This is a genomic window from Corynebacterium sp. KPL1986 (assembly GCF_000477975.1).
Classification (GTDB): Bacteria; Actinomycetota; Actinomycetes; order Mycobacteriales; family Mycobacteriaceae; genus Corynebacterium; species Corynebacterium accolens.
Genome location: NZ_KI515719.1, coordinates 1,389,984 through 1,416,501, shown reverse-complemented (window position 1 = coordinate 1,416,501; position 26,518 = coordinate 1,389,984). Strand labels below are relative to the sequence as shown.

The following is a 26,518-nucleotide window of genomic DNA, read 5'->3' as shown; positions in this document are numbered from 1 at the left end:
TTCTTGACAATGTGGGGATGGCAATTCCCATTACTCTCCGCAAGAAGATAGCGGATTTCGACCCCATCCGTGAGGGCATCACGGTCCAGCAGTTCTGCAAGAACATCGGCGTATCGAAGCAGACGTACTACAACATCAAAGCACGTATCGCCGAACGCGGGCGGGCTGGCATCGTGCCCGACAGCACGGCACCGCTGAACCCGCGACGGGTCTACGATGACAAGATTCGACAACAGGTCCTGCAAGCTCGCGGTACGTTAAAAGCCCGCGGCCAAGACTGCGGCCCATGGTCAATCTTCTACTTCTTCCTCGACGAACTCGGCTACGACCAACCACCGTCACGAGCTTTAATCGCACAATGGTTGCACGAGGCTGGCGTCGCTGACATCAATGCACGTAAACGACCGCGTAAGTACTACAGGCACTTTGCCAGGGGCGAAGTCAATGAACTGTGGCAGATCGATGCGTTTGCCTACAGACTCTTCGATGTGCCTCACACGCAAGTGACTATCTACCAAGTCGTCGACGATGCCAGCCGCTTCGACGTCGGCTCCCAAGCTTTTGGAACTCCAGAAAACGGCACCGATGCCCGCATCACGCTAAGTGGAGCCATTGATGCTTACGGACTTTTCCAAGAAGTCCTCTCTGACAACGGTGATGCCTTTGCCACCTACCATCGCGGCCGGCTGTCGCAAACCGAACGCTGGCTCGCCAGCCTGGGAGTTCAATCAAGTGCGGGCTTTGCTCCCACGACGCAAGGCAAAGACGAGCGATCGCACCAAACCATGACCAGGTTTTTGGATGCTCGTACCCCGACGACGCTGGCGCAGGTCCAACAGCTGATTGTCGACTACCGCAACTTCTACAACACACGCCGTCGCCACCAAGGACTTCTCAGGGGCAAGATGCACATCACCCCAGCCCAAGCCTGGGAGATTATCTCGCATGCCCAGCCACCGACGCAGCCGATTGACCCAGATGTTTTATGGACAAAAATCGCGAAACAATATCACCGGATTCACCCCGACAACCAGGCAGATGCCTTAGCAGCCGACACAGTGGTCGCAACAGATAATGCCCTGCCTGAAGTTGCAGCTTCAGACAGGGCACCAAGTAACGACACTCAGGCAATCCAGCAAGATACACCCCATGCCGATTCCTCAACCGTAATGCCAAGCTCTACCGGTGTAAATGCACTCTGGCCTATCCCGGACAAGCTGTGGATCAACAAAAGCGGGGTGGTACGCGTCATGGGGCACGGCCTCTACGTCGGGCTGCGCTTCAAAAATCGAGCCATCTACAGCAGCGTAGCCGATGACTATGTGGAATTTTTTACTGATCACGACGGTGAGAAACTGTTTTCATTTCCGCTACCGATCCAACTGAATCAGCGTCCACCCGGCGGTCAAATCAACATAAACCACGTTGTCGGCATGTGGCACCGACAACCCCCAGAGCTAAAACCCAACCTCTCTGGGCCACGGCCAAGCCGCCGGAAGAAGCCAAGCTAGCACCAGTACAAAAACTCCGTGGACTCCCCGTCCAAAAAGCGGGGAGACTCCGCGTCCACAAAGTCCCAAGACTCCGAGTCCACAAAGTAGCTGGACTCCAAGTCCAAAAACCTCATGGACATAACAGGATCCTTTGAGGCCTCGTAGCTTTGGATGGTGCACCTATCGTTGGATAGCTCTACCGGATCGGCATCCGGGAGGACCGCATCGCGTTCTTCCACGCTGGGGTAGTAGGCGGCGGTGTAGCTGAAGCCATCCCCCGAGCAGGTGATCTTCGCTTCTTGCCCGTCCTCTGGGGTGCGGGAGGAACACTCCGCGCCGAGCGCGCCGTCTTGGCCGCTGCGCGAGCCAATCAGGCTCGGATAAGCATCCGCTAGGTTCTTTTCCTTGGCATCCCAGCTGGGGTAGGACAGGAAGAACCACAACGCTCCCGCGGCGGCCACCGCGATGACGGCCAGAACGGAAATGAGCGCGATGAGCCCGCCCTTGCCCTTCTTCTTTGGCGGGGCCGCATTCATCGGTGGCATCGGCTGCTGTTGGTATTGCTGCTGGTATTGCTGTTGATACTGCGGTCCCGCCTGGTTCTGCGGCGGGAACTGCTGCTGCGGTTGCGGCGGGAAGTGTTGCTGCGGCTGGGGCTCGGGTTCCTCGGCCTGTACCGATGGGAATTGAGAGGTATCGAGATCGCGCTCGGGGCGCAGCGCCGCCACGACCTCTTTAGCGCTCGAATAATCCTCCTCCGGCGTGAAGGAAGGGCACGTGGCGGCGACGAGTTTTTGGAAGGCGCGGACGGCATCGGCGCCGGTCACGCTCTTCGCAGCTTTCTCGGCGGTTTCCTCCGCCGATTTCTCCCCATCGTTCTCGGCGGATTCCTCCGTCGTTTTCTTCGCGGTGTTGACACCGCCTGGACCCGCGGCGGCGAGGACGGCGACCTTATTATCCTCATCCACAAACACGCGATCGGCATTGAGCCCGTGGACGGCGAAATCCGCGCGGTTGCGGCTAATCAGGAAATCCACCGCGCCTGCCACGGGGGTGAGGATTTCTTGGGCGTGGGAGTTGGTGGGGGCATCGGCAAGCGTGGGCAGTGCAGTACCCGAGCAGGCCTTGCGGACTAAGAACTCCTGGCCATCCGCGGTGGTGCCAGAACCCACCAGGGCGGCGAGCGCGGGGTGGTGCAGGCCGTGCAGGGCGGTAGAGGCCTTGACGATGCCCTTTGTCTCCGCCGCGAAGATCTCCACCGTAAATTCCTCGTGCGTGGAGCCATCCTCCACGACAAAAAGGGTGGAGTTGGGCCCCTCATCCAGCACTGCCTTTTCGTGCAGGTTGTGCTGGGAAGCAAAGAATTCGGGAAGGTGCGGCACGGCTGTTTTATTCCTTTGTATCTACGAGGCGACAGGGAGAATGAAGAAGATTCTAGGGCAAAAAGGCCCTGTTCGCTACCGGCGTACACCCATGTGAGCTGCGAGTATGGGCGGTTTGGGGCGTTTATAGGCCAATGGGGGCCAAAAAGAGGAAATCCTTTGGGGCGTGCGGCGTTACAGTGGGTACCACATTAGAAGCGAAAGTTTAGGGGAGTCATGTTCGAGAGGTTTACAGACCGTGCTCGTCGCGTCATCGTTTTGGCGCAAGAAGAAGCACGCATGCTTAACCACAACTACATCGGAACCGAGCACATCCTGCTCGGCCTTATCCACGAGGGAGAAGGTGTAGCCGCCAAGGCTCTAGAGTCCATGGGTATTTCCTTGGAGGACGTGCGCCGTGAGGTAGAAGAGATCATCGGCCAGGGCAGCCAGCCGCACACCGGCCACATTCCTTTTACCCCGCGCGCCAAGAAGGTCCTCGAGCTGTCCTTGCGCGAGGGCCTGCAGATGGGGCACAAGTATATCGGCACGGAGTTCCTCCTGCTCGGACTTATCCGTGAGGGTGACGGCGTTGCCGCACAGGTGCTGACGAAGCTCGGCGCGGACCTGCCGCGCGTGCGTCAGCAGGTTATCCAGCTGCTGTCCGGCTACGAGGGCGGCCAGCAAGAAGGCGGCGGCGACTCGAATCAGGCCCCAGGCCCCATCGGTGCGGGCGCAGGCTCCGGCGCCGGCGCTGGCGGACGCGGTGGTTCCGGCGGCTCGGGCGAGCGCTCCAACTCGCTCGTGCTGGACCAATTCGGCCGCAACCTCACCCAGGCGGCCAAGGACGGCAAGCTAGACCCCGTCGTTGGCCGCGAGTCTGAGGTTGAGCGCATCATGCAGGTGCTCTCGCGCCGCACGAAGAACAACCCGGTGCTCATCGGTGAGCCCGGCGTTGGTAAGACCGCTGTAGTTGAGGGCTTGGCGCTGGACATTGTCAACGGCAAGGTCCCAGAAACCCTTAAGGACAAGCAGCTTTACTCGCTTGACCTGGGTTCTTTGGTCGCCGGTTCCCGCTACCGCGGTGACTTTGAGGAACGCCTGAAGAAGGTTCTTAAAGAAATTAACCAGCGCGGGGACATCATCTTGTTCATCGACGAGATCCACACCCTCGTCGGTGCCGGTGCTGCCGAAGGTGCCATCGACGCCGCTTCGCTGCTCAAGCCCAAGCTGGCCCGCGGCGAGCTGCAGACCATCGGTGCTACCACCCTGGATGAGTACCGCAAGCACATCGAAAAGGATGCCGCGCTGGAGCGTCGTTTCCAGCCGGTGCAGGTCGATGAACCTTCGCTGGATGATACCTTCCTCATCCTGAAGGGCCTGCGCGATAAGTACGAGGCGCACCACCGCGTGTCCTACACCGATGAGGCGCTGCACGCCGCCGCGCAGCTGGCGGACCGCTACATCAATGACCGCTTCTTGCCGGATAAAGCCGTCGACCTCCTCGATGAGGCCGGTGCCCGCATGCGTATCAAACGCATGACCGCCCCGAAGGGCCTGCGCGAGGTCGATGACCGCATCGCCGAAGTCCGCCGGGAAAAGGAAGCGGCTATCGATGCCCAGGATTTCGAAAAGGCCGCCGGCCTGCGCGATGACGAGCGCAAGCTGGGAGAGGAGCGCTCCGAGAAGGAAAAGCAGTGGCGCTCCGGCGACCTGGAGGAAATCGCCGAGGTGGGCGAGGACCAAATCGCTGAGGTTCTGGCGCACTGGACCGGCATCCCCGTGCTGAAGCTGACGGAGAAGGAATCTTCCCGCCTGCTCAACATGGAAGAAGAGCTGCACAAGCGCATCATTGGTCAAGACGAGGCGGTCAAGTCCGTCTCCCGCGCCATCCGCCGCACCCGTGCAGGCCTCAAGGATCCGCGCCGTCCTTCCGGTTCCTTCATCTTCGCCGGTCCGTCCGGTGTGGGTAAGACCGAGCTGTCGAAGTCGCTGGCTAACTTCCTCTTCGGTTCGGATGATGACCTCATCCAGATCGATATGGGTGAGTTCCACGACCGCTTCACCGCCTCCCGCCTCTTCGGTGCTCCTCCGGGATACGTTGGCTACGAAGAGGGCGGCCAGCTCACCGAGAAGGTTCGCCGCAAGCCGTTCTCCGTGGTGCTTTTTGATGAGATCGAAAAGGCCCACAAGGAGATCTACAACACCTTGCTGCAGGTGCTGGAAGATGGCCGGCTTACCGATGGCCAGGGTCGCGTCGTCGACTTCAAGAACACCGTCCTCATCTTCACCTCGAACCTGGGTACCCAGGACATCTCGAAACCGGTGGGCTTGGGCTTTACCGGCGCCAGCGAGAACGATTCGGACGCCCAGTACGAGCGCATGAAGGCGAAGGTCAACGACGAGCTGAAGAAGCACTTCCGCCCCGAGTTCCTGAACCGTATCGATGACGTCGTGGTCTTCCACCAGCTCACCCGCGAGCAGATCGTGCAGATGGTTAACCTGCTCATTGGCCGCGTGGGCACCCAGCTGGAGGAGCGCGATATGGGCATCGAGCTCACCGACAAGGCCCAGAATCTTCTGGCCCAGCGCGGCTTCGACCCAGTTCTTGGTGCTCGTCCATTGCGCCGCACCATTCAGCGCGATATCGAGGACCAGCTCTCGGAGAAGATCCTCTTCGGCGAGATTGGCGCCGGCGAGATCATCTCGGTCGACGTCGAAGGCTGGGACGGCGAGTCCAAGGACGACTCCGGCGCTACCTTCACCTTCACCCCGCGCCCGAAGCCGCTGCCGGATGACATCGATGAGCCTTCGCTTGCCGATGCCTCCGTGCGCGACAACGACCCCTCCGAAGACGCCGCCGACGGTTCCGATTCGGGTTCCGATTCCGACGGTGACAACGGCGACGGCAACGGCCCCGACGATGGCGGAAACGGCGGCCCAGAAGGCAACGGTCCAAAGGACGGCGGTTCCGGTTCCGACAATGACGGCATCGACACCAATGGCGAGCCGGATGTCATTTCCCCGGACGTGCCTTCGGAAAAGCCGGGCCTCGGCAACTCCGACGATGATGGCAAGAACCCGCCACCAGCAGGTGCTGGCCAGCCGATGTAACTAATCGGCCAAGCCCCGACCCGGCTCGGGCTCGGCTCGTCCCGCCGCGCCCCAGCCCGGCCCGCGCGTGCCGGCTACGCGCCTACCGGCCGCGCGCGGCGCCACATAACCACCCACGGTTCCACCGCGAACCCTGGGTGGTTTTCGTATGCGCCCACCCATGGTCAATTTGCTCACCAGCCGGGGGGAATATCTCTGTCCGGCGGTATGGCGGTACAGCGGCCCGATGGTTCTGTGGCGCAGCGTCGTGCACGGGGGTATTGCTAGAATGACCCGTTATGGGACTTCAATATCGTTCGCGCAAAAAGACCGGCAAGAATAGCTGGATAAACATTTCCGGATCCGGTGCCTCCATGTCCACGAAGATTGGGCCGGTGACCTTTAATTCCCGCGGTGGCATGTGGGTCAACCTCCCGGGCGGACTCAACTTCCGCGGCCGTTGGCGTTAGCGAGTCGCTGCGCTTTAACGCTGACCGGCCCGGCGGCCAGTTAGTTCGGCAGGTGGAAGAGGCCGGCGGGGTTTTGCTCGGCGAGGCCATCGTCAAGCAGCGAAGCCAGCGCGCGGGAACGCTGCGCGGCATCGGGCCAGACCACGTCGATAGCGGACTGCGGCACTGGGTGATCGGCGGCGCGCAGCACGTCTAGAATCTTGCCTCGCACCTGTCGGTCGGTCCCGGCAAATTTCTGCACGCGCTTTTTCGCGCGGGTTTGTTCCGCGGCGGAAGGCTCGGGGCACCCGGCGAGCTGCCAGGCACACGTCGCGCGCAGGGGGCAGCGCCTACAATCGGGATTTTTTGCAGTACACACCAGCGCGCCGAGTTCCATGAGCGCGGCAGAAAACCGCGGCCCGTTGCGCTCGGGCAACAGCGCGGCCACAGCGGCGAGCTCGCGCTTGGAGGGCAACGGGGCGAGAAAGTTGCCGTCCTCGGCGCGGGCATAGACGCGGCGCACGTTGGTATCGACCACCGGCACATTCTGGCCAAAGTGAAAGCACGCCACGGCGCGGGCGGTGTAGTCGCCAATTCCAGGCAGTGCCAGCAGCTCATCCACGTCTGACGGAACCTCGTCCATTACCCCCGCGCACTCCCAGAGCCGCAGCGCGCGCCGCGGGTAGCCGAGCTTGCCCCAAGCGCGCAACACCTCGGCGCGGGAGGCTTTGGCGAAGTCCGCGGGGGTGGGCCAGCGCCGCATCCACTCCTCCCATACGGGGGCGACGCGCGCGACGGGGGTTTGCTGGCTCATGACCTCGGAAATCAGCACTCCCCAGGCGGAGGTGCCGGGGCGTCGCCAGGGCAAATCGCGTTCATTGGCGTCAAACCAGGAAAGAAGTGCGTGCGTATCCATCTCGCAGGACAGTCTAGGGCATTAAAATATACTTCATGCCATTAAGTAACGTTGCCCACGAGCCGCAGGCCGTCTGGGAGGCCCTCCAGGCCGGAAACCAGCGCGTCATCGACGGCACCATCATGGATCTCAACAAGATTTATGAGCGCGAAGGGCTCACCAAGGGCCAGGATCCCCGCGTGGTGGTCCTGGCTTGCTCGGATTCCCGCGCGCCCATCGAGCACATCTTCAATATCGGTTTCGGCGATGCCTTTGTCATCCGCACCGCCGGCCACATTCTGGATGCCTCCGTGTTGGCTTCCTTGGATTATGCGCTCGACCACCTGCACCCCAACCTGTTGGTGGTCCTGGGCCACCAGTCCTGCGGTGCGGTGGCGGCCGCGGTGGATTTTGTCCGCGGCGGCGAGCTGCCCATCGGCCTGCAGCGACCCATCATCGAGAAGGTCGCGACGTCCGCGTGGACTGCGGGGCCTGATGCCACGCTTGCCGATGTCGAGCGCCAACACACCCTCCAAACCGTCACCCAGGTCGTGGCCAGCATCCCTAATGTGCGCAAGCAGCTTGACGATGGCTCCTTCGGCATCGTCGGCGCCCGCTACCTCCTCGAGGACTCGCGCGTGGAGCCATTGTACTCTTACGGCGTTGAGTTGACACGCGGAGCGCGCTTAGCGGATCCTGGCGCGTCTACCACTTAAAATTGAGTGCGTGAACCAGAATAAGCCCCTTCCAGAAGAGATCTATAAGCGCCGCCGGGTTGCCGCGCTTATCATCGTGATCGTCCTGGCCGTGGTGCTAATCTGGGCGGCGGTGGCCGCCTTCGGCGGCGAAAGCGACGATTCCGTTGCCGCGTCCTCAGAGTCTTCGGCGGCAACTACCTCCGCAGAAACTACCAGCGAATCCTCCACCACGTCCGCGGATTCGACGAGCGAATCCGAGTCCGAGTCCGAATCCGATTCTGCCTCGGAGTCGGAAGCCAAGGATGGGGCATCGGAAAGCAAGGAGCCCGAGGAATCCGTGCACGCCGCGAAGGACACCTGCTCGCTTGAGGATTTGGAGGTGCGCACCTCCATGCTTAACTACTCCGTGCCGGACGGCGAACTGCCGAAGTTCTTCATGACCGTCACCAACCCCACCGCCGCGGATTGCAAGATCGACCTAGATGAGAACTCGCTGCGCTTCGAGGTTTACAAGATGGCCGATAACCAGCGCGTGTGGTCCGATACCGATTGCTACGCCTCCGTGCAGACCGGCGAGCAGACCTTCCCCGCGGGCAAGGACCTGAAATTCGAGGCCGAATGGTCCCGCCAGGCGTCCGAGCCGGGCAAGTGCACCGACCGCCCGACCGCCGAGCCAGGCGCCTACTTCGCCCACACGGTCATCGGCGACAATTCCTCCCCGCCGCAGGACTTCACCCTCCGCTAAGCGCGCGGCCTCCTTGCAGTCGGCCGCGCGGGAGCAGGCTGCGCGGGAGCCCGCGCCGCCGGAAGACCCTGCCTTCGGCAACAGCTCGGCAAGAACCGGCCACCAGTTACGGTTGAACTACGGCTGGACTGCAGCGAGGGCCTCGCCGAGCGTCGCGACTTGGCGCACCTGCATGCCGTCCACGGGGTTGATTTCCCCGCGCGGGACGATCGCCCGCTTATAGCCCAGCCGCGCTGCCTCCTGCAGGCGCCGCTCAACATTGGGCACCGGCCGCAGCTCACCGGCCAAGCCCACCTCGCCGATGACCACGGTCTTTGCCGGCAGCAGCTGCTCGTGCAGCGAGGACCACGTAGCCAGCGCCACCGCGAGGTCGGTTGCGGTTTCGGTAATCCGCACCCCGCCCACCGTGGCTACATACGCATCCTTGTCGTTCGTGCGCTGGCCGGCGCGCGCCTGTAATACGGCCAGCACCATGGGCACGCGGTTGGCATCGAGCCCCGTGACCACGCGCCGCGGGTTCTTCGCCACAGGGTCGACGGTCAGCGCTTGGACCTCGGCTAGGATGGGCCGCACGCCGTCCATGGCGACGGTCACCGCGGAGCCATCCGGCGTCGTACCCCGGTGGGAAAGGAAGAGCCCCGACGGGTCCGCGACCTCCCGAATACCCCCGGTGGTTTGCTCGAAACAGCCCACCTCGTCGGTCGCGCCGAAGCGGTTTTTCATCCCGCGCAGCATGCGCAGGCTGGACTGGCGGTCGCCTTCGAAGTTTAAGACGACATCGACAAGGTGCTCCAAAACCCGCGGTCCCGCCACGTTTCCGTCCTTGGTCACGTGCCCCACCAGCAGCACGGGGATGCCGGTGGATTTCGCAAGCGAGGTCAGCGCCGCGGTCACGGCGCGCGATTGCGCGACGCCGCCGGGCACGCCTTCTACCCCCACTGCGTGCATGGTCTGCACGGAGTCCACGATGATGAGGCCGGGTTTTACAGCATCGACGTGCCCAAAGACGGCGTCCAGGTTGGATTCGGCCGCGAGGTACAGCGATTCTTGCAGCGCCCCAGTGCGCTCTGCGCGGGCGCGGACCTGGCCGGCGGATTCTTCGGCGGTGGCGTAGAGGACGGTGCGGCCGAGCTGGGCCCAGCGGGAGGCGACCTCGAGAAGCAGCGTGGATTTGCCCACGCCGGGCTCGCCGGCCATGAGCACCACCGAGCCCGGCACGATGCCGGAGCCCAGCACGCGGTCAAGCTCGCCGATGCCCGTGCGCACCGTCTTCGTCGCCTGCGCGCCCACCTGCGTGATGGGCTGCACCGGGCTCGCAGGCGCCACGCTCGCATGCCCCCCGCTTGCCGATGCCCCCGCCACCACCGGCGCCTTTTCCTCCATCGTCCCCCACGAACCGCAATCCGGGCAGCGCCCGAGCCACTTGGGGGAGACATAACCGCATTCGGAGCAGGTGTGGATGGGGCGAGATTTTTTGGCCATGATGTAGAGCCTAGAACGTGGCGGCCAAAACGACGAACGCGCCCGTACTCCGCAGAGTAGGGCGCGCGTGTGGTGGGCTTTTAGTGGTGCGAGTGACCGGTATTCGCGTCGGTGGTGTAGCCCTCTGGGGATTCCACATCGCGGTCGTACTTACCGGACTCCATCTGGGAGGCGGCGACGGTGGCGTCGATCTCGATGGTGCCGTTGGAGAACTCGAAGGTTACCGGGCGGTGGCCGGCGTAGCCAAAGTCATCGTTATCCAGGTGGGTGGCCACGTACTGCACGGTCTCGGAATCGTGATCCGGGGTTGCGTCCAGGTTCTTCTGGGAGTCCGCCACGATGGAGTGATCGCGCTTAAGCGGCTGGGTTTGCTTCATCTCGACGGTCTGGCCGTCCACCTTCACGGACTTCAAGGTGATGACATCGGTTTCATAGCCCTGGTTGACAGCGTTGAACTTCAACGCGGCGCCACCGTCTGGCTCGGCCAGGATGGTGACATCGCGGACGGCAATCTTATCGTCATCGGTGCTGGCAGAAGCACCATCAACCGCAGCTACCTTCTCTGCCGTCTGGGCGACGTGACCTGCCGAGCACGAAGCCAGCGCCAAAGCGGAGACGGCGGTAACGGAAATAATGGCACCGCGGCGGGCGGCGGACTTCAGGGACTGCACGTTGAGCATCCTCCATCAATTGCGATCTCAGGGCTTATCAAATCTTTAGCCTAGTCCCTTTCGATATAAAGTACACAGTTTCTCGCTAAGCTAGCGGGTAGTCCGTGGGGGTAATCGGGGGTATCCGGTGGTAGGCATGCCGTGCGTGATAAAATGGCGGCCTTAGTTATCGGCATATTCACGGGATTATAAGGAGTGGCAATGGAATATAAGGTCGGCGAGGTCGTCGTCTACCCGCACCACGGCGCGGCGGTCATCGAGGATATCGAAACCCGCGAAATGGGCGGCGAAGAGCTGGAATACCTCGTGCTGCACATTAACCAATCCGATCTCGTCGTCCGCGTGCCTAAGAAGAATGCGGATAACGTCGGCGTGCGCGATGTCGTGGGCAAGGAGGGCCTGGAAAAGGTCTTCTCCGTGCTGCGCGATGAGGACGTGGAAGAAGCCGGCAACTGGTCCCGCCGCTACAAGGCCAACCAGGAGCGCCTGGCTTCCGGCGATATCAACAAGGTCGCAGAAGTAGTGCGCGATCTGTGGCGCCGCGACCAGGACCGCGGCCTGTCCGCCGGCGAGAAGCGCATGCTGGGCAAGGCCCGCACCATCCTGGTGGGTGAGCTGGCGCTGGCGCAGCCGGTCGATGATAAAAAGGCCGATACCATGATGGAAGAAATCGACGCCACCATCGAGCGCCACCGCGCCGCAGGTCTAGTCGATGACCAGTCCATTACCACCGATATCGACAACGACATCGATCTCGATGACCTCTCCTTCGACGACGAAGACTAAACCCCGCGTTATCGCCTTAATCGCCGCGGCCGGGCAAGGTACCCGCCTCGGCGCGGAGGTGCCCAAGGCCTACGTCGATCTGTACGGCCGCACCCTGCTGGAGCGATCCATACGCACCATGGCCAACTCCGGCCTCGTGGACGAGGTCATTGCGGTGGTGAGCCCGGCTATGGAGGGGGAAGCTGGGGGCATCGTCAAGCGCGTGGGCGCAGATATCCCGGTGCGCCTGGTGCATGGGCGCGGCGAGCGCGCCGATTCCATTTGGGCCGGCCTGCAGGCAATTCCGGACGAGGATGCCGTGGTGCTCATCCATGATGCCGCCCGTGCGCTTACGCCCACCGCGATGGTCGAGCGCGTGGCGCGGCGCGTTCTTGCCGGTGCGCCCGCCGTCATTCCGGTGGTTCCCGTCACCGATACCATCAAGGAAGTTACCGGTAACGCCGTGGTTGGCACCCCCGATCGCGCCCGCCTGCGCGCCGTGCAGACCCCGCAGGGGTTCCGCCTCGCCGCGCTGCGCCAGGCCAACCTGGATTATTGGCGTGACCAGCCGGATTTCACCGCCACGGACGATGCCAGCCTCATGGAATGGCACGGCCAGCGCGTGGAGACCGTGCCGGGCGATATCCTCGCTTTCAAAATCACCACCCCCACGGACCTGACCCTGGCCCACGCCCTTGCAGAGGAGCAGCATGACTGAGCCCATCATTCCCCGCGTTGGCATCGCGACCGATGCCCACCAGATAGAAGCCGGCAAGCCCTGCTGGATTGCGGGGCTGCTTTTCGATGATGCCCCCGGCTGCGAAGGCCATTCCGACGGCGATGTTGTATCCCACGCGCTTGTCGATGCCCTCCTCTCCGCCTCCCACCTCGGCGATCTCGGCTCCTTCGTGGGGGTGGGCCGGCCCGAATACGACGGTGTCTCCGGCGCCCAGCTCCTGCGCGAGTGCCGCGAGCTGCTGGAAGCGGAAGGCTTTATCATTGGGAATGCCGCCGCCCAGCTGATTGGCCAGACGCCGAAGATGGGCCCGCGCCGCGAGGAAGCCGAGGCCGTACTTTCGGAAATCCTCGGCGCCGACGTGTCCATTTCTGCCACCACGACCGACCATTTGGGCTTTACCGGCCGCAAAGAGGGCCGCGCGGCGGTGGCAACGGCCGTTGTCTGGCGGCGCCAACACTAACCCCGCGCACGGGTGATTTAGACTGGGTGGCGTGAGTACTTTGCGCATTTTTGACACCGCCACCCGCAGCCAACGCGACTTCGAGCCGATTCGCCCCGGCCACGCCTCCATCTACTTGTGTGGCGCCACCCCGCAGGCGCAGCCGCACATCGGCCACCTGCGCTCCGGTGTGGCTTTCGACATCCTGCGCCGCTGGCTTCTCGCGCAAGGCTATGACGTCGCGCTCGTACGCAATGTCACCGATATCGATGACAAGATCCTCACCAAGGCCGCCGAGAATAATCGCCCCTGGTGGGAGTGGGTGTCCACCTACGAGCGCGAGTTCACCAAGGCCTATAACCTGCTCGGCGTACTCCCGCCGTCCGTGGAGCCCCGCGCGACGGGTTTTGTCACCCAGATGGTCGAGTACATGCAGCGGCTTATCGATGCCGGCTTTGCCTACCCCGTTCCCGCCCCCGATGGCGCGGCCGGATCCGTGTACTTTGACGTCGAGGCCTGGACCAAGGCGGAAGGATCCGACTACGGCGCGCTTTCTGGCAATCGCGTCGAGGAGATGGAACAGGGCGAGTCAGATAACGCGGGCAAGCGCAGCCCGCTCGACTTCGCCCTGTGGAAGGCCGCCAAGCCGGGCGAGCCGAGCTGGCCCACCCCGTGGGGCCGCGGCCGCCCGGGCTGGCACTTGGAGTGCTCCGCCATGTCTACCTACTACCTGGGTTCCAATTTCGATATCCACTGCGGCGGCTTGGACCTGCAATTCCCGCACCACGAAAACGAGATCGCGCAATCGCACGCGGCCGGCGATAAGTTTGCCAATTACTGGATGCACAACCACTGGGTGACCATGGCTGGCGAGAAGATGTCGAAATCGCTCGGCAACGTGCTTTCCATCTCGAACATGCTGGAGCTCGTGCGCCCGGTGGAGCTGCGCTACTACCTGGGTTCTGCGCATTACCGCTCGGTGCTGGAATACTCCGAATCCGCCCTGACGGAGGCGGCGGCGGGGTATCGGCGGATTGAGGACTTCGTCAAGCGCTTTGCAGGCGTCGAATGCGGCGACTGGACGCCGGACTTCGAGGACGCCATGAACGACGATATCGCCGTGCCCAAGGCGCTGGCTGCCATCCACACCACCGTGCGCGCGGGTAATAAGGACCTGGCCGCCGGGGACGAGGACGCCGCCCGCGCGAAGGCCGCCCAGGTGCGCGGGATGGCGCACGTACTTGGATTTGACCCGCTGGAGTGGGAAGATGGAGGCGAAGCTAGCGGGGCAGACGCGGCGCTTGATGCGCTGGTCCAGGCAGAACTGGAACGGCGCACGCAGGCCCGCGCGGAAAAAGACTTCGCTACTGCCGATGCCGTGCGTGACCGCCTTACCGCCGCCGGCATCACCATTACCGATACCCCAGACGGCCCCACGTGGTCGTTGACCCAGCGCTAGAAAGCTTTACGCCGTTATTTCCGCTGGTTATTGAACGGTTTCCTCGAAAGGACTGAAACGATGGCACGAACCCATGGCCGCGGTGGCGCGGGCATCCGCAAGACGAATAAGAAGGGCGCTACCAAAGGCTCCGGCGGCCAACGACGCAAGGGCCTAGAAGGCAAGGGACCCACCCCGAAGGCCGAGGACCGCGTCTACCACGCCAAGCACAAGGCGAAGCTGGAGCGCGAGCGCCGCAACTCTGGGCGTCACCAGAAAGAAACCGCAGAGATGGTGGTGGGCCGCAACCCGGTCATCGAGTGTTTGCACGCCAAGGTGCCGGCCACCACGCTCTACATCGCTGCTGGAACGCGCAACGATAAGCGGCTTTCTGAGGCCGTGTCCATGTGCAATACCCGCAATATCCCCATCATCGAGGTCCAGCGCCACGAGATGGACCGCATGACGGGAAATGGCATGCACCAGGGCATCGGCTTGCAGATACCGCCGTATAAGTACGCCGCGGTGGAGGATTTGATTGCCAACGCCGCCGAGAACCCGCGCCCCGGCATGTTCGTCATCCTGGATAACATCACCGATCCGCGCAACCTGGGTGCCGTGATCCGTTCCGTGGCCGCTTTCGGCGGCGATGGCGTGATCATCCCGGAGCGCCGTTCGGCTTCTGTCACCGCGGTCGCGTGGCGCACCTCGGCTGGCACCGCGGCCCGCTTGCCGGTCGCCCGCGCAACGAATATCACCCGCACCGTGAAGGAATTCCAGAAAAACGGCTACCAGGTCGTCGGCCTCGATGCCGGCGGCGATCACACGCTGGATACCTATGAAGGCGGCACGGATCCCGTCGTCATCGTCATCGGTTCCGAGGGCAAGGGCATTTCGCGCTTGGTCAGCGAGACCTGCGATGTCCTCATGTCCATTCCCATGACCGGGTGGGTCGAATCCCTCAACGCCTCCGTTGCCGCGGGCTCGGTGCTATCCGAGTTCGCACGCCAGCGCCGCGTCGCCGACAAATAACCCATTCCCGCCGCGCCAGCTCGCCGCGACGGATAAGCGCCACCCACCTTCGGTGCTGGCAACGTCGAGCGCGCAGAATCGCCTCCCCAGCCGCCGGTGCGGTTGTCGGCGCAACTAGCGTCAAAGGCGCGCTAGGTCCTTTGCGGGGGCACAACGTTCTGGGTGCGAATCGTTGTGGCCTGCAACAATTAACCATTATCTGCCCAGGGTGGCAGCCATCGGATGGTTCCGTTGACCCGGGCTAAGTGCCCGCGCAAGGGTGGGGCGTTGGGATCATCGTCGTTCACGCCATTGTGGTACGGACAAGCGATGGTTAAGTTTCGAGAGTTGGTCTCGCCACCGTTTTTCCAGGCATTGAGGTGGTGAACCTGGCATTCATCGGCGGGATAACGGCACTCCGGCCATGGGCAGACCGGGTTTTCGGCCGCTGCCATCAGGCGTTGCTTTGCAGAAGCAAAGCGCGAGGTGCGGTAGAGGTTTACCGGACCTTCCACTGGGTGGATGAGCGTGACGTATCCGTGCTCGGTAAACGCCCGTTGCACCAGCTCGGCGCCGGTCATCGTGGCGCCATTGGTCAGCTGGACTACGACATCGCCGTCAGAGTCAGAACCATGGGCAGAGTCAGCGCCAGCGGCGGCGTTGGAGGCGGAACCGGCGCTGGGCTTCGAGTTTGTGCCGGCTGATGAGACGGCGCGGGTGTTGGAGCTCGAGCCGGGCTGAGGGCTAGTGCTAGAGCCAGGCTTGTGGTCAGTGGCAGACTTGGAGCCAGCGGCGGGCTTGGGGCCGGAGCCGAAATCGACGATGCGATCGAGCTCGTCGAGGCGAAGCACGACATTGGTTGTCACGCTGGGGCGGGCGGCGGCCTCGCCGTGGAAGATATTCTGCACGGAAGCAAGCGGGGAGTCTTTATCAATCGCGGCGTGCATATCGGCGATATCGGCGGACGGGCCGGTAATGGACATGGTCCACGGGCCGTCGGCGCGGCGATAAATCTTCACGCCGGGCTGGCGCTTGACGGGGCCTTTGAGCTCTTTGACGCGGGCGCGGCCCCGCTTATCAATATCCGAGACCTTCCCCTTCATCCCACACAATTCGCGCCGCAGCGCCCAGGCATCGCGCTTCTTCTTCAGCTTGGCAGCGTGACGCTCGATGGTTAGCAGGGCCGTCAGGCTGTGCCCGTTGGCGCGGCTGGCGGCGATGGATTCGCGCTGTTGGCGGCGGAAGGCGGTGGTGCCGAAGTAGGTATTGGCAAGCGTGAGCAGGCGGGTGGCGGTGGTATCGGGGCAGCCGGCCGCAAGCAGCGCGCGCAGCGAGAGGCCGTGGCAGTCGGCGATGATATCCATGCCGGGTGCCAGGCCCTTGAGAAATGTCTGCAGCGCGTTCATGACCCAGAGACTAAAGGGCCCCGCAAGCCCGCGCTAGCCGATGCCCCACCTCCCTGTGGACAACTACGCCTCCACGTCACCTAAGCCGAAGAAATCGCGGACTTTATCCACAGCATTGAAGGAATCCGTATTTGGCCCTATGCTCGCTGGCGTTTCTTTGCTAGAGGGAATCACGTGCCCGAGGCCCTCCATGGTCCACAGCTCCACGGGAAAGTCGCCGTCGTAGTAGGTGGAGGTTATCCCGGGAATGGGCTGGCTTTCGCTGGGCGGGCGGCAGCCATTGGCAAGGGCGAAGTGCTCCGCGGTGGCGGGAGCAGAAATCACGCACCCGCGAGTTTGCTGCCCATCGATGGCGGCAAGCCCGCCATAATAGGGCGCAATCGGATCTTCGGTGCCGTGGATAAACAGCAGCGGGGTAGGCCGGTAGCCATCGGGGTGGGTGGGCGCGTGATTGGAACCCTCGCCCAAAGTGGAGGCGAAGACGCAGGCGCCGGTGAGGGTGAAGGGGGCATCGTAAAGCAGGCGCAGCACCATCTGCCCGCCATTGGAATAGCCGGCGGCGAAGGTGCGCGCGATGGCGTACTCGCGCTGCATGGTCTCGATGAGGAAGGTGCTAAAAGCAACATCGTCCACCCCGAGCTCCCGGGCGCGGACCGGCAGGTTGGCGCGGGTGTCGTTGAAGTGGTGGCCGATGCCGTCGGGGTAGACGACGAGGGTATTGGTGGCATCGGCAAGCGCGTCCACCGTGCCGTTGGTAAAGCGGCGAATGACGTTGGCGGACTGGTGGGAGCCGTGGAAAAACAGCAGCAGGTCCGGCTGGGGCCCGAGGTGCTCGGGCTCGATGACGATGAAGCGGCGGGTGTGGCCAGCCACATCCGCGGTGCGGCGATGAATATGCATGCCCGCCGAGTTTAGTCGGCGTGGTGGGCCTCTGCGGCGCTGCGGTTATCGGCGTGGAAATGCTTGGCCGCTACCTCATCGCGGATGGCGCGCTTGCCCTGCCGCCAGCCGATGAACCGGCACACCAGGTAGATCACAAAAGAAATGGTGGTCACGAAGACGGAGACCGGTAGGCCTGGCGCCAGCGAAAGGATGAAACCGCCAACGGCGGAGACCTCGGCGAAGATGGTGGACCACAGCACCGCGCGCAGGGGCGAGGAGGTGATCTGTACCGCCGCCGCGCCGGGGGTGATAAGCAGCGCCATGACGAGCAGCGAGCCGACGATTTGCACCGACTGCGCTGCGGCGAGGCCGACGAGGACGGCGAAGGCGACGGAGATGGCGCGGGTGGGGACACCGGCGGCGCGCGCCATATCGGGATCGGCGGAGGCGAAAAGCATGGGCCGCCAGAGGAAGCCGACGGCGGCGACGATGATGACCGTGGTGGCGGCCAGCAGCCACACTGAGGCGGAGGATACGCCGACGATTTGGCCGGTCAGAAGGGTCATAGCCGTATTGGAATTGCCGGGGTAGAGGTGCAAAAACAGCACCGAAAGGCCCAGGCCAAAGCTCATGACCACGCCGATGGCGCTGTCTTGCTGGCCCTTAAAGCCCAGCATGGCCAGGATGATAGCGGCGACGATGGCGCCGGCAACCGCACCGAAGCCCAGGTTGAGGCCGAAGAGCAGCGCTGCAGAGGCACCCATGAGAGCCAGTTCAGAGGTGGCGTGGACGGAAAAGGACATCTGGCGCAGTACGATGAGCGAGGTCATCACGCCAGACAGGATGCCCAGCAGCGCGGAGGCGATGAGCGAGGACTGCACGAAGTCCACGCTGAGCAGGTATTGGGTATCTTCCCAGAAATTAGACAACGATGAGCCTCCCGTCGACGTTTAAGACATTGACCTTGGAACCGTACAGTTCCGAAAGGACCTCGGAGCGCATGACTTCATCGACCGCGCCGAAGGTGTGGCCATTGGGCGCGATGTAGAGGACCTTATCCGTCACCCCGAGCACGGGGTTGATGCCGTGGGTGACAAAGATAATGGAGGTACCGCGCTCGCGGCGCAGCGAGTCCAGCTTGTTAACCGTGGCATTTTGCCGGGCGGGGTCGAGGGAGAGGAGGGGCTCATCGGCAAGAATGAGGTCCGGGTCATTGGCCAGGGCTTGGGCCTGGCGGATGAGCTGTTGCTGGCCGCCGGATAGCTGGCCGACGCGCCGGTCCCGCAGCCCCGTGGCACCCACCTCTTCCAACAGCTCGTCCACCCGTCCACGGGGTGGGTGCCGGTGCCGGAATACCCCGTGCGCCACGGAGAGCGAAACCAAGTCGCGGGCGCGCAGGGGAAGATCAGCGGGGAACATGCGCTGCTGGGGGATGAACCCGACCCGGCAGTTGACATCGACGCGGCCGCTGGTGAGCGTACGTGTGCCGAGGATGGTGCCCAGCAGGGTGGACTTGCCCACGCCATTGGGGCCTAAAACGGCGATAAACTCGCCGCGGTCCACGGCGAGGTTAAGCTGCGACCACAGCGGATCTACTGCGGCCTCATGGAATTCAACGAGCACTAGTGCTTCCCCAGCTTGCTCGTGACTTCGTCGTAGTATTCCCAGAACTTCTTGCCGTCCGGCGGGGTCTCGCCGATTTCTACGATATCGACGTCGTTGTCCTCTGCGGCGGACTTGATGCGGCTTGCGGTATCGGTTTCGGTCTGGGGGTTGAAGATGAGGAGATCGACCTCGCCATCGTCAATGGCCTTGATGAAGGCGGCGACATCGGCAGTAGCGGGCTCGCCCTCGGAGATGGTGGCCTTGCGGAAGCCCTCGGGGGTGACGTCCTTGGTATCGGTGTACTTCATGAGGTAATCGGCGATGGGCTCGGTTTGCGCGTAATTCAGGCCATCAGGAAGCTGCTTGAGCTTATCGCGCAGCTGGTCCACGTGGGAGTCGATCTTCTCGGTGGTGGCGCCGGCGTCGGAGTATTCCTCGTTGATTTGGTCCGCGATGGATCCGGCGACCTCCTCCAGGGCGGCGGGGTCGTACCAGATGTGCTCGTTGCCCTCGATATTGGTGACCTTGTCCGGGTCATCCTTGGCGGTGGCCTTCGCGGCGTCGATGGTCATGACATCGGGGTCCTCGTCCAGCTTGCCGTGGTCCGTCAGCGGCAGAGCGGAGATGATGTTGTCTTGATCAGAAACGGCCTGGTAAATCCAGGCATCGTAGCCGCCGCCGTTGACCACGAGCATGTCGGCGTCGTTGGCCTTGGCTATATCGGCCGCGGTGGGTTCGAAGTGGTGGGGGTCGGTGTCGTTGCCTTTCACGATGGGCTTTACCTCGATGTCGACGCCGGAGGCGGTATCGGCCACGGCCTGGGCAACATCGGCCCAGATGGAGGTGGAGGCGACGATGGAAAGCTTCTTTTCGCCGGAGTCGCCGGAGCCAGAGTCGGAGCCGGAGCCGGAATCGGAGGAGCACGCGGCGGTAAAAAGGAGGCCACTTGCTGCGAGTAGGGCTGTTGTTGCGCGTAGTGACGTGTGCATACCCTCCAGTGTGCGTTTGCTGGCAATCGTTGTCAATTGAACATGCATTGAAAATCGGGCGGCGGGGCGCAGGGTAAGGTAACAGGCATGGTTAAACGCAGCCCCACCCGGAAGACACTGGCCTCCCTCGCCGCGGAGTTGGGGGTTTCGCGCACAACCGTATCCAACGCCTATAGCCGCCCTGACCAGCTCTCGCCGGCAACGCGGGAGCGCATTTTGGCGGCGGCCAAGGCGCGCGGTTACCCGGGGCCCGATCCTACGGCCCGCAGCCTGCGCACCCGCCGCGCCGGGTCGGTGGGCGTGCTGCTGACAGAGCACCTGTCCTATGCCTTCGAGGACATGGCGTCGGTGGATTTCTTGGCGGGCATGGCGGAGGCATCGGCAGGCGCGCAGACCACGCTGACGCTGATTCCCGCCGGCCCGGAAGGCGAGGCGGAGGCGACTAGCCTGGTGGGTTCGGCCGCGGTCGATGGCTTCGTGGTCTATTCGGTCGCCGCGGGCGATGCCTACCTCGCGGCCGCGCGGGGCCGGGGCCTGCCGCTGGTGGTCTGCGATCAGCCCACCGATGCGGGGCTGCCGTTCGTGGGCATTGACGATCGCGCGGCGATTGCCCCGGCGGCGCGTGCGCTTGTCGATGCCGGGCACCGCCACATCGGCATCCTCGCCATCCGCCTGCGCCTGCAGCGCCACGACGGCCCGATTTCCTGGCAGGAAGTCCAGGACGCGGAGATGCACGTGCAGCGCTCGCGGGTGATGGGCGCGCTCGATGTCTTCGCCGAGGCTGGTATCGCGCCCGAGTCCGTGCCCGTGATTACGCAGCACATTAACGATGCCCATACAACCCGCGCCGCCGCCGAGCTCCTGCTCGACGCCCATCCGGAGCTTACGGCAGTGCTGTGCACGACCGACTCCATGGCGCTCGGCGTGCTGGCCTATGCCCGCGAGCGCGGGCTGAGCGTGCCAGAAGATCTATCGGTGACCGGCTTTGACGGCATCGATGCGGCGCAGCGCCTCGACCTGGCCACCGTCATCCAGCCCAATAAGGCCAAGGGGGCTGCGGCCGGGCACATGCTGGAAAAGCTCATCGCCGGCGCGACAGATACGGCGGGCGCGGCCCGCGCAAAGGCAGGTGCAGTGTCACGCGGTGTTGACGAGGCGCAGGCGGTGCCGCGGCGGGTGTTGCAGACGCGGTTTGCGCCGGGGAAATCGGTTACTGTACCGCGGCCGCGCGGGCGGTAGCGAGCTCGGTGAGGAAGTGGGCGACGGCGTCGACATCGGCAAGCTGCACGGCGGCGATGGAATCGCCCTCGCCCACCTTGACGCCCACGTCTGGCGGCTGGTGGAGGGCGCGGAAGCCGTGCTCATCGGTGATGTCATCGCCCAAGAAGACCATGGCGGTGGCGCCGGTGCGCTCGCGGAGGGCCTCAAGCCACGTGCCCTTGGTGGCGGTGGTGGCAGAAAACTCGATGACGGACTTGCCAGCGGTGCGCGGGAAACCGGCCGTATCGAGCGCCAGGCCCGCCTCGTAGGCGGCCGCGGCCTGCTCTGGGTTCTCCAGCTCGAGCGAGCGCAGGTGCAGCACGCGCTGGAAGGGCTTGACCTCCAGCTCCGCGCCGGGGAAGCGGTCTATGATGCCGCGGATTTCTTCCTCCTTACGCGCAAGGTGCTCGTGCATGGCGGGGGTGAGCTCGGTCTGCTGCCAGGAGGACTCGGCGCCGTGGGAGCCGCCGAAGAGGACGGGTTCGCGCAGGGGGCACACGCGCTGGAGGCCCTCGAGGTGGCGGCCGGATAGCACCGCGGCCGTGGTGCGCGGCAGGTGGGCCAATTGGTCGAGGGCGCGGGCGGCATCGGCGTTGATTTCCACGTCATAAATGGCGGTGGCAAACGGAGAAAGCGTGCCGTCAAAATCAGAAACCACGGCGAGCTCTTCTGCCGCGGCCAAGGCCTTAATGGTGGTAGAAAGCGTCATGGCATCACATGCTACCCGCGGGAGACCAGCTTGATGGAGGGCGAATCTACCTCATCGGTATCGAGCTCCAGGATGAGCTGGTTATTGCTGTTAACGGTGTAGATAAAATCATTATCCGAGCTAATGAGGTTGCGCAGCAGGTTATCGGCCCACACGGAACCGCCCTCGCAGTCCTCATCGGTGTCGTCGTATTTGACCTCATCGAAGTGCAGCTTTTTGCCATCGCGGATATTTTCGCGCTCATCATCGGCGGTGTAGCTCAGCCGGGCCGCAAGGCGGGTGCAGCCGGTGGTGCCCACCATGGTGGATTCGCCAAAGCTAAATTCCGGCGCGTGGGGAATCGATTCCGGGATGGTGGATGCCGCATCCGGCGCGATATTGATGGAGACGACCTGCCACTGCTTGTCCACAATCCGGTCATCGCCCGCAGGCTGCGGGGCATCGTCCTCGGAACCGCAGGCGGTAAGCAGCGTAACGGCGCCCAGTGCGGTCGCTGCAGCGGCGCGTGCGCGGGGGTGGGAAGGAAGCATTAGGAGTCCTTTCCGTGCGGGTCTGTAGCTTGCGAGGTGGTGTCGGTGCGGGTAGTACGCAGGCAGCCCAGGAAGGACTGCGACCACAGCCGCACATCGTGGCTCATGACCTGTTCGTGCATGGTGAGCATGCGCTGGGTCATGGTGAAGGGGGCATCGGAAAGCGCGCGCACGGCGTTGAGCAGGGCGCGTTTGACGGATTCGATGTCGAAGGGATTGCACAGGTAGGCCTCATCGAGCTCCGCGGCGGCGCCGGCGAATTCCGAGAGCACCAGGGCGCCGGAACCGTCATCGTGGCAGGCCACGAACTCCTTGGCCACGAGGTTCATGCCGTCCTTAAAGGGCGTCACCAGCATGATATCGGCCATGCGGTAGTAGCAGCGCAGCACGTCCTTGGGCACGCCGCGGTGCTGGTAGTGCACCACGGGGTGGCCCATGCGGGAAAAGCGGCCGTTGATGCGGCCGACGGCCTCCTCGACCTGGGATCGGGTGGCCTTGTAGTGGTCGAGGCGCTCGCGCGAGGGCGTGGCCAGCTGCACCAAGGTGACCTCTTCCGGGTCCAGGGCGCCGGTTTCCAGAAGCTCCTCGAAGGCGGTGAGGCGCTGCAGGATGCCCTTGGTGTAATCGAGGCGATCCACGCCCAAAATGATGCGCTTGGGGCTGCCCAAATCCTTGCGCAATTGGGCCACGCGGCGTTTATCCTCGTCGCTAAACTGGCCGAAATCCTGCGCGGCGATGGAAATGGGGAACGCGCCCACGCCCACGGTGCGGCCGCCGGGGAGGCGGATATGGGCCGTGACGTCGCGGGTGGTGGCTTCCCCGCGCACCTCAAGGCCCTGGCGGCGGGCCAATTCCAAGAAATTGCGGGCATTGGCCTCCAGGTGGAAGCCGATCAGGTCTGCTCCCAAGATGCCGCGCACCGTTTCCTCGCGCCAGGGCAGCTGCCGGAAGAGATCCGGGGAGGGGAACGGGATGTGCAGGAAGAACCCGATGGTGAGATCGGGGCGCATTTGGCGCAGGATGCCCGGCAATAATTGCAGCTGATAGTCCTGCACCCAGACCGTGGCTCCCTCTGCGGCCACGTGGGCTACCTCGTCCGCGAAGCGGAGGTTGACCTCGCGGTAGGCATCCCACCAGTCGCGGTCATAGGTCGGGGTGACGATGAGATCGTGATAAAGCGGCCACAGCGTGGCATTGGAAAAACCCTCGTAAAAGGCCTCAAAATCGGACTCGCTAAGCCTGACCGGGTGCAATAGCACCCCGGCCTCGGTGCGGAAGGGCTCGGGCGCGGCATCGGCGATACCGGGCCACCCCACCCAGCAGCCCTGGTGCGCTTCCAGCACCGGCGAGAGCGCGGTGACCAGGCCGCCGGGCGAGGGCGTCCACGCCTGGCTGCCATCGGCCGCGGTAGTTAAATCTACCGGCAGGCGGTTTGCCACTACTACGAAGTCATTGCCGCGCTCACTCATAGCCCAAGACTAACTTAAGACTTCTTGGTCGACTTCTTCGTTGCTTTCTTCGTCGACTTCTTGGTGGACTTTTTGGCAGCCTTAGTGGTCTTCTTAGTCGACTTTTTGGTGGACTTCTTCGAAGCCTTGGAGGTCGACTTCTTGGTGGCCTTCTTCGTAGACTTCTTCGGCGCGGCATCGGCTTGTTCTGCCAATACCTTCTTGTGCACCAGGCCCTTGGGCTCGACACCCAGCATGGACATCAAGGTCACGCCGTCCAAGAAGTCTTGGGAGTAGGTGGCCACCACGCGGCGGGCGGCGCGGGCAGTTTCCTCTGCCAGGGCAATATCTTGTTCTGCCTGTGGGTGCGTGTCTTGGACCTTGGGTGGCACGGCGAGTCCTCCTGAATGTTGGGAAAGTTATCAGGCTAAATATTGTACGCTACCGGCGGCGTTTAGGGCTCCTTGGGTTCCTCCCCGCCGGGCTTGGTGTGATCGGATTCCTCCGGCGCGGGCGATTTCTGGCCGGGCACCGTGTAGGTGGTGCGCTCGGTATCCTGCGGCTGGGCCGGCCATTGGGAGCCCGCCGGCCACAACTCCTTCGCGGGAGTGGTTCCTGGGGCGTGCTGCTGCGTGTGCGCCTGTTGCGGTGGTTTTGGCCCCAGCGTGGGCGGCAATTCGGGGCGGTTAACGCGCGGGGCGAAGGGGGACATCGGCACGCGCGGGATGCGCGGGGCCTTGCGCGCCAAGTTGGTTGCCTTGTGGAAGGAGAACCGGCCGATGCGCTTGAACGCGGAGTACGGGCGGAAGTACTTCGGGCGGCGCAGGCGGCGCGCGACGCGTTCGCCAAAGACGACGCCGGCTGCCAGCGCGCCGGAGATGGCCAGCGCGGTGGCCAGGTTGGTAAAGCCGGTAATCATCTGCTCATTGATTGAGGCATACATGCCGCGGTACAGCATGAGGCCCGGCAGCATGGGCGTATAGCCCACGATCATCGTAATGAGCGGCGGGATGCCCCACCGGCGCGACATCAAACCGCCGGCCAGGCCCACCACGATGGCGGATATGCCGGAGGCAATCACCGGGCCGACGCCGAAGGGCACGACCACGAAGTAGTAGAAGACCATACCGGCGGCCGCCGTGAGGCCTGAGAGGGTAATTTCTATCCAATTAGCCCCGCAGGCCAGCGCGAATGCGGCCGAACCCGTGCCGCCGAGCAGCACCAGAAGGGGAATCTTGTGATAAACCGGCGGCGCCAGGGTGCCCATTGGCGGCAAATCAAAGCCCATGGCGGAGGCCAGCTGAATGCCCACACCCACGCCGGCGATGATCGCGCCGGTGGATAACAGCGCGGAGAAAAAACGCGCGGAAGAGGTCACGGGGGAGCGGGTGATGCCATCGACAAGCGATTGCACCAGCGTCAGCCCCGCCACCAGCACGATGATTCCGGACGCAATGATCTGCGCCGGCGACATATTAATGCCGAAGGCGGCGGCAACGTTATACAAAATCGCGGCCGGGAAGACGGCCAAGAAGCCACCGACGACGTTTTGATAAAAGGGCGGCAGGCGGTAATTGGCCAACCAATCATTAAGCCCCATAATCAGCGCGGAGACCACGAAGGCAATGAGGCCAACAAGGAGATCGCCGCCAAGCATCATGGAAATCAGGCCACCCATGCCGCCCCAGCCGAGCATCACCGTGGACGGCTTATACGGCGCTGGCATGCGGTCGATGTCATCCAAGCGCTTTTCCGCCATCGCGGGCGGCACCCTACCGGAGTGGATATCGCGGATGAGGCGGTCTACTTCCGAAAGCTTGGAAAAGTTCACGCCCACATCCGGCACCACGCGAAAGACGTGGAGGTTCTGGCGCTTATCGCCCGTGCCGATCGCGGTGTGGATGGTGATGGTATTCATCAAGATATCCACGTGGCAGTAGTGCAAACCGTACGACGACGCCGCCAGGTGCACCTGCGCGCGGGCATCCGAGTTGGCGGAACCAGCGCTAATGAGCAGCTCGCCGATGCGCGCGGCAATCTCCATCACGCCCGTGACCTGGGCGGCATCGGTCAGATCGACCGGGGCGAGTGGCGATGGTGGGGGTGCGGCTTTGGCCGCGTCAATGATGGCGACTTGGCCTGCGGATACGCGCAGGCGCTCCCGCATAGCGGACAGTAGTGACACGAAAATAACCCTCGAAAAAGCGGTGGGACACTAGTAATAATTTCAGCCTGAACTTTAACCCTTGTGGGGCGCAAATGCATACAAGGGGGACCGGCTTTCCACTTGGGCGAGGTCCTCGGGTACCATGCAACGAGCGGAAGAATTTCCGCGGTGCTGGAGTGGCGCAATTGGTAGCGCAACGCACTTGTAATGCGTAGGTTGCGAGTTCAAGTCTCGTCTCCAGCT

Annotated in this window: 25 protein-coding genes and 1 tRNA gene; 12 read left to right on the top strand and 14 right to left on the bottom strand. The window is 63.5% G+C overall.

The annotated features are described in order from the left end of the window. Positions 1–17 precede the first annotated feature (17 nt). Entirely contained in the window at positions 18–1,511 is a 1,494-nt protein-coding gene (locus HMPREF1287_RS06645; protein ID WP_023017967.1) for an integrase core domain-containing protein, read from the top strand. On the opposite strand, the gene HMPREF1287_RS06640 is transcribed toward HMPREF1287_RS06645, so the two are convergent. Continuing rightward, a complete protein-coding gene (locus HMPREF1287_RS06640; protein WP_023017966.1) occupies positions 1,508–2,875 on the bottom strand; it encodes a hypothetical protein in 1,368 nt (455 codons plus the stop codon). The two genes, HMPREF1287_RS06645 and HMPREF1287_RS06640, sit on opposite strands and share 4 nt — an antisense overlap. Positions 2,876–3,091: 216 nt before the next feature. On the opposite strand from HMPREF1287_RS06640, the gene HMPREF1287_RS06635 reads away from it, so the two are divergent. Then, on the top strand, positions 3,092–5,968 hold the full coding sequence (locus HMPREF1287_RS06635) for an ATP-dependent Clp protease ATP-binding subunit (protein WP_023017965.1): 2,877 nt from the start codon (positions 3,092–3,094) through the stop codon (positions 5,966–5,968). A gap of 278 nt (positions 5,969–6,246) precedes the next feature. Continuing rightward, positions 6,247–6,417: a DUF4236 domain-containing protein gene (locus HMPREF1287_RS12135; protein ID WP_081443674.1), complete on the top strand. Its 171-nt coding sequence runs from the start codon at positions 6,247–6,249 to the stop codon at positions 6,415–6,417. Positions 6,418–6,457: 40 nt separating this feature from the next. Here HMPREF1287_RS12135 and HMPREF1287_RS06630 read toward each other — a convergent pair whose 3' ends face one another. Then, positions 6,458–7,312, bottom strand: coding sequence for an A/G-specific adenine glycosylase (locus tag HMPREF1287_RS06630; RefSeq protein WP_023017963.1), 855 nt, complete (start codon positions 7,310–7,312; stop codon positions 6,458–6,460). A gap of 35 nt (positions 7,313–7,347) precedes the next feature. On the opposite strand from HMPREF1287_RS06630, the gene HMPREF1287_RS06625 reads away from it, so the two are divergent. Both HMPREF1287_RS06625 and HMPREF1287_RS06620 read left to right on the top strand, forming a co-directional pair. After that, on the top strand, positions 7,348–8,007 hold the full coding sequence (locus HMPREF1287_RS06625; protein WP_023017962.1) for a carbonic anhydrase: 660 nt from the start codon (positions 7,348–7,350) through the stop codon (positions 8,005–8,007). Between the two features lie 10 nt (positions 8,008–8,017). After that, positions 8,018–8,734 (top strand): hypothetical protein, encoded by a 717-nt coding sequence (locus HMPREF1287_RS06620; RefSeq protein WP_023017961.1) that lies wholly within the window; start codon positions 8,018–8,020, stop codon positions 8,732–8,734. Positions 8,735–8,851: 117 nt separating this feature from the next. Here HMPREF1287_RS06620 and radA read toward each other — a convergent pair whose 3' ends face one another. Continuing rightward, positions 8,852–10,216 carry a DNA repair protein RadA gene (gene radA, locus HMPREF1287_RS06615; RefSeq protein WP_023017960.1) on the bottom strand — a complete coding sequence of 455 codons (1,365 nt, stop codon included), beginning with the start codon at positions 10,214–10,216 and terminating at the stop codon, positions 8,852–8,854. 80 nt (positions 10,217–10,296) lie between these two features. Beyond that, complete coding sequence (locus tag HMPREF1287_RS06610) at positions 10,297–10,896, bottom strand: hypothetical protein (RefSeq protein WP_005279542.1); 600 nt, start codon at positions 10,894–10,896, stop codon at positions 10,297–10,299. 192 nt (positions 10,897–11,088) lie between these two features. Here HMPREF1287_RS06610 and HMPREF1287_RS06605 point away from each other — a divergent pair, with 192 nt between their 5' ends. Genes HMPREF1287_RS06605 through rlmB form a run of 5 tightly spaced genes read left to right on the top strand, consistent with a single transcriptional unit; the run spans position 11,089 to position 15,300 of the window. Then, positions 11,089–11,673, top strand: a complete 585-nt coding sequence (locus HMPREF1287_RS06605) for a CarD family transcriptional regulator (protein ID WP_005279544.1) — start codon at positions 11,089–11,091, stop codon at positions 11,671–11,673. Then, positions 11,645–12,370: a 2-C-methyl-D-erythritol 4-phosphate cytidylyltransferase gene (gene ispD, locus HMPREF1287_RS06600; RefSeq protein WP_023017958.1), complete on the top strand. Its 726-nt coding sequence runs from the start codon at positions 11,645–11,647 to the stop codon at positions 12,368–12,370. The genes HMPREF1287_RS06605 and ispD overlap by 29 nt, the downstream gene beginning before the upstream one ends. Then, positions 12,363–12,851 (top strand): 2-C-methyl-D-erythritol 2,4-cyclodiphosphate synthase, encoded by a 489-nt coding sequence (ispF, locus tag HMPREF1287_RS06595; RefSeq protein WP_023017957.1) that lies wholly within the window; start codon positions 12,363–12,365, stop codon positions 12,849–12,851. The genes ispD and ispF overlap by 8 nt, the downstream gene beginning before the upstream one ends. A gap of 31 nt (positions 12,852–12,882) precedes the next feature. Then, complete coding sequence (gene cysS / locus HMPREF1287_RS06590; protein ID WP_023017956.1) at positions 12,883–14,289, top strand: cysteine--tRNA ligase; 1,407 nt, start codon at positions 12,883–12,885, stop codon at positions 14,287–14,289. Positions 14,290–14,349: 60 nt separating this feature from the next. After that, a complete protein-coding gene (rlmB, locus tag HMPREF1287_RS06585) occupies positions 14,350–15,300 on the top strand; it encodes a 23S rRNA (guanosine(2251)-2'-O)-methyltransferase RlmB (RefSeq protein ID WP_005279551.1) in 951 nt (316 codons plus the stop codon). 188 nt (positions 15,301–15,488) lie between these two features. On the opposite strand, the gene HMPREF1287_RS06580 is transcribed toward rlmB, so the two are convergent. From HMPREF1287_RS06580 to HMPREF1287_RS06560, 5 genes are all read right to left on the bottom strand, one after another. Next, positions 15,489–16,685 carry an HNH endonuclease signature motif containing protein gene (locus HMPREF1287_RS06580; protein ID WP_023017955.1) on the bottom strand — a complete coding sequence of 399 codons (1,197 nt, stop codon included), beginning with the start codon at positions 16,683–16,685 and terminating at the stop codon, positions 15,489–15,491. A gap of 63 nt (positions 16,686–16,748) precedes the next feature. Continuing rightward, positions 16,749–17,585 (bottom strand): PHB depolymerase family esterase, encoded by an 837-nt coding sequence (locus HMPREF1287_RS06575; RefSeq protein ID WP_023017954.1) that lies wholly within the window; start codon positions 17,583–17,585, stop codon positions 16,749–16,751. A gap of 11 nt (positions 17,586–17,596) precedes the next feature. Continuing rightward, the gene (locus HMPREF1287_RS06570) at positions 17,597–18,496 is read right to left on the bottom strand and encodes a metal ABC transporter permease (RefSeq protein WP_023017953.1); all 900 of its coding nucleotides are present in this window, start codon (positions 18,494–18,496) and stop codon (positions 17,597–17,599) included. Further along, a complete protein-coding gene (locus tag HMPREF1287_RS06565; RefSeq protein WP_005279555.1) occupies positions 18,489–19,190 on the bottom strand; it encodes a metal ABC transporter ATP-binding protein in 702 nt (233 codons plus the stop codon). Before HMPREF1287_RS06565 ends, HMPREF1287_RS06570 begins: the two co-directional genes overlap by 8 nt. After that, positions 19,190–20,209: a metal ABC transporter solute-binding protein, Zn/Mn family gene (locus HMPREF1287_RS06560; RefSeq protein ID WP_034654450.1), complete on the bottom strand. Its 1,020-nt coding sequence runs from the start codon at positions 20,207–20,209 to the stop codon at positions 19,190–19,192. Before HMPREF1287_RS06560 ends, HMPREF1287_RS06565 begins: the two co-directional genes overlap by 1 nt. 39 nt (positions 20,210–20,248) lie before the next feature. Here HMPREF1287_RS06560 and HMPREF1287_RS06555 point away from each other — a divergent pair, with 39 nt between their 5' ends. Beyond that, positions 20,249–21,400: a LacI family DNA-binding transcriptional regulator gene (locus tag HMPREF1287_RS06555; RefSeq protein ID WP_023017951.1), complete on the top strand. Its 1,152-nt coding sequence runs from the start codon at positions 20,249–20,251 to the stop codon at positions 21,398–21,400. Here the strand turns inward: HMPREF1287_RS06555 and otsB are convergent. From otsB to HMPREF1287_RS06530, 5 genes are all read right to left on the bottom strand, one after another. Then, positions 21,372–22,130: a trehalose-phosphatase gene (gene otsB, locus HMPREF1287_RS06550; protein ID WP_005279558.1), complete on the bottom strand. Its 759-nt coding sequence runs from the start codon at positions 22,128–22,130 to the stop codon at positions 21,372–21,374. The genes HMPREF1287_RS06555 and otsB overlap by 29 nt on opposite strands. Positions 22,131–22,141: 11 nt before the next feature. After that, positions 22,142–22,660: a hypothetical protein gene (locus HMPREF1287_RS06545; protein ID WP_023017950.1), complete on the bottom strand. Its 519-nt coding sequence runs from the start codon at positions 22,658–22,660 to the stop codon at positions 22,142–22,144. Continuing rightward, positions 22,660–24,129 (bottom strand): trehalose-6-phosphate synthase, encoded by a 1,470-nt coding sequence (locus tag HMPREF1287_RS06540; RefSeq protein ID WP_023017949.1) that lies wholly within the window; start codon positions 24,127–24,129, stop codon positions 22,660–22,662. Before HMPREF1287_RS06540 ends, HMPREF1287_RS06545 begins: the two co-directional genes overlap by 1 nt. A 14-nt stretch (positions 24,130–24,143) precedes the next feature. After that, a complete protein-coding gene (locus tag HMPREF1287_RS06535) occupies positions 24,144–24,500 on the bottom strand; it encodes a hypothetical protein (protein WP_023017948.1) in 357 nt (118 codons plus the stop codon). A gap of 62 nt (positions 24,501–24,562) precedes the next feature. Next, complete coding sequence (locus HMPREF1287_RS06530; protein WP_023017947.1) at positions 24,563–26,293, bottom strand: threonine/serine exporter ThrE family protein; 1,731 nt, start codon at positions 26,291–26,293, stop codon at positions 24,563–24,565. A gap of 152 nt (positions 26,294–26,445) precedes the next feature. Here HMPREF1287_RS06530 and HMPREF1287_RS06525 point away from each other — a divergent pair. Further along, a tRNA-Thr gene (locus tag HMPREF1287_RS06525) sits at positions 26,446–26,518 on the top strand.

Excerpts from the sequence above, each read along its gene's own strand:
- HMPREF1287_RS06645 (WP_023017967.1), top strand. The coding sequence starts at position 18 with ATGGCAATTCCCATTACTCTCCGCAAGAAGATAGCGGATTTCGACCCC.
- HMPREF1287_RS06635 (WP_023017965.1), top strand. The coding sequence starts at position 3,092 with ATGTTCGAGAGGTTTACAGACCGTGCTCGTCGCGTCATCGTTTTGGCG.
- HMPREF1287_RS12135 (WP_081443674.1), top strand. The coding sequence starts at position 6,247 with ATGGGACTTCAATATCGTTCGCGCAAAAAGACCGGCAAGAATAGCTGG.
- HMPREF1287_RS06630 (WP_023017963.1), bottom strand. The coding sequence starts at position 7,312 with ATGGATACGCACGCACTTCTTTCCTGGTTTGACGCCAATGAACGCGAT.
- HMPREF1287_RS06625 (WP_023017962.1), top strand. The coding sequence starts at position 7,348 with ATGCCATTAAGTAACGTTGCCCACGAGCCGCAGGCCGTCTGGGAGGCC.
- radA (WP_023017960.1), bottom strand. The coding sequence starts at position 10,216 with ATGGCCAAAAAATCTCGCCCCATCCACACCTGCTCCGAATGCGGTTAT.
- HMPREF1287_RS06610 (WP_005279542.1), bottom strand. The coding sequence starts at position 10,896 with ATGCTCAACGTGCAGTCCCTGAAGTCCGCCGCCCGCCGCGGTGCCATT.
- HMPREF1287_RS06605 (WP_005279544.1), top strand. The coding sequence starts at position 11,089 with ATGGAATATAAGGTCGGCGAGGTCGTCGTCTACCCGCACCACGGCGCG.
- ispD (WP_023017958.1), top strand. The coding sequence starts at position 11,645 with ATGACCTCTCCTTCGACGACGAAGACTAAACCCCGCGTTATCGCCTTA.
- ispF (WP_023017957.1), top strand. The coding sequence starts at position 12,363 with ATGACTGAGCCCATCATTCCCCGCGTTGGCATCGCGACCGATGCCCAC.
- rlmB (WP_005279551.1), top strand. The coding sequence starts at position 14,350 with ATGGCACGAACCCATGGCCGCGGTGGCGCGGGCATCCGCAAGACGAAT.
- HMPREF1287_RS06580 (WP_023017955.1), bottom strand. The coding sequence starts at position 16,685 with ATGAACGCGCTGCAGACATTTCTCAAGGGCCTGGCACCCGGCATGGAT.
- HMPREF1287_RS06575 (WP_023017954.1), bottom strand. The coding sequence starts at position 17,585 with ATGCATATTCATCGCCGCACCGCGGATGTGGCTGGCCACACCCGCCGC.
- HMPREF1287_RS06560 (WP_034654450.1), bottom strand. The coding sequence starts at position 20,209 with ATGCATGTTCAATTGACAACGATTGCCAGCAAACGCACACTGGAGGGT.
- HMPREF1287_RS06555 (WP_023017951.1), top strand. The coding sequence starts at position 20,249 with ATGGTTAAACGCAGCCCCACCCGGAAGACACTGGCCTCCCTCGCCGCG.
- otsB (WP_005279558.1), bottom strand. The coding sequence starts at position 22,130 with ATGACGCTTTCTACCACCATTAAGGCCTTGGCCGCGGCAGAAGAGCTC.
- HMPREF1287_RS06545 (WP_023017950.1), bottom strand. The coding sequence starts at position 22,660 with ATGCTTCCTTCCCACCCCCGCGCACGCGCCGCTGCAGCGACCGCACTG.
- HMPREF1287_RS06540 (WP_023017949.1), bottom strand. The coding sequence starts at position 24,129 with ATGAGTGAGCGCGGCAATGACTTCGTAGTAGTGGCAAACCGCCTGCCG.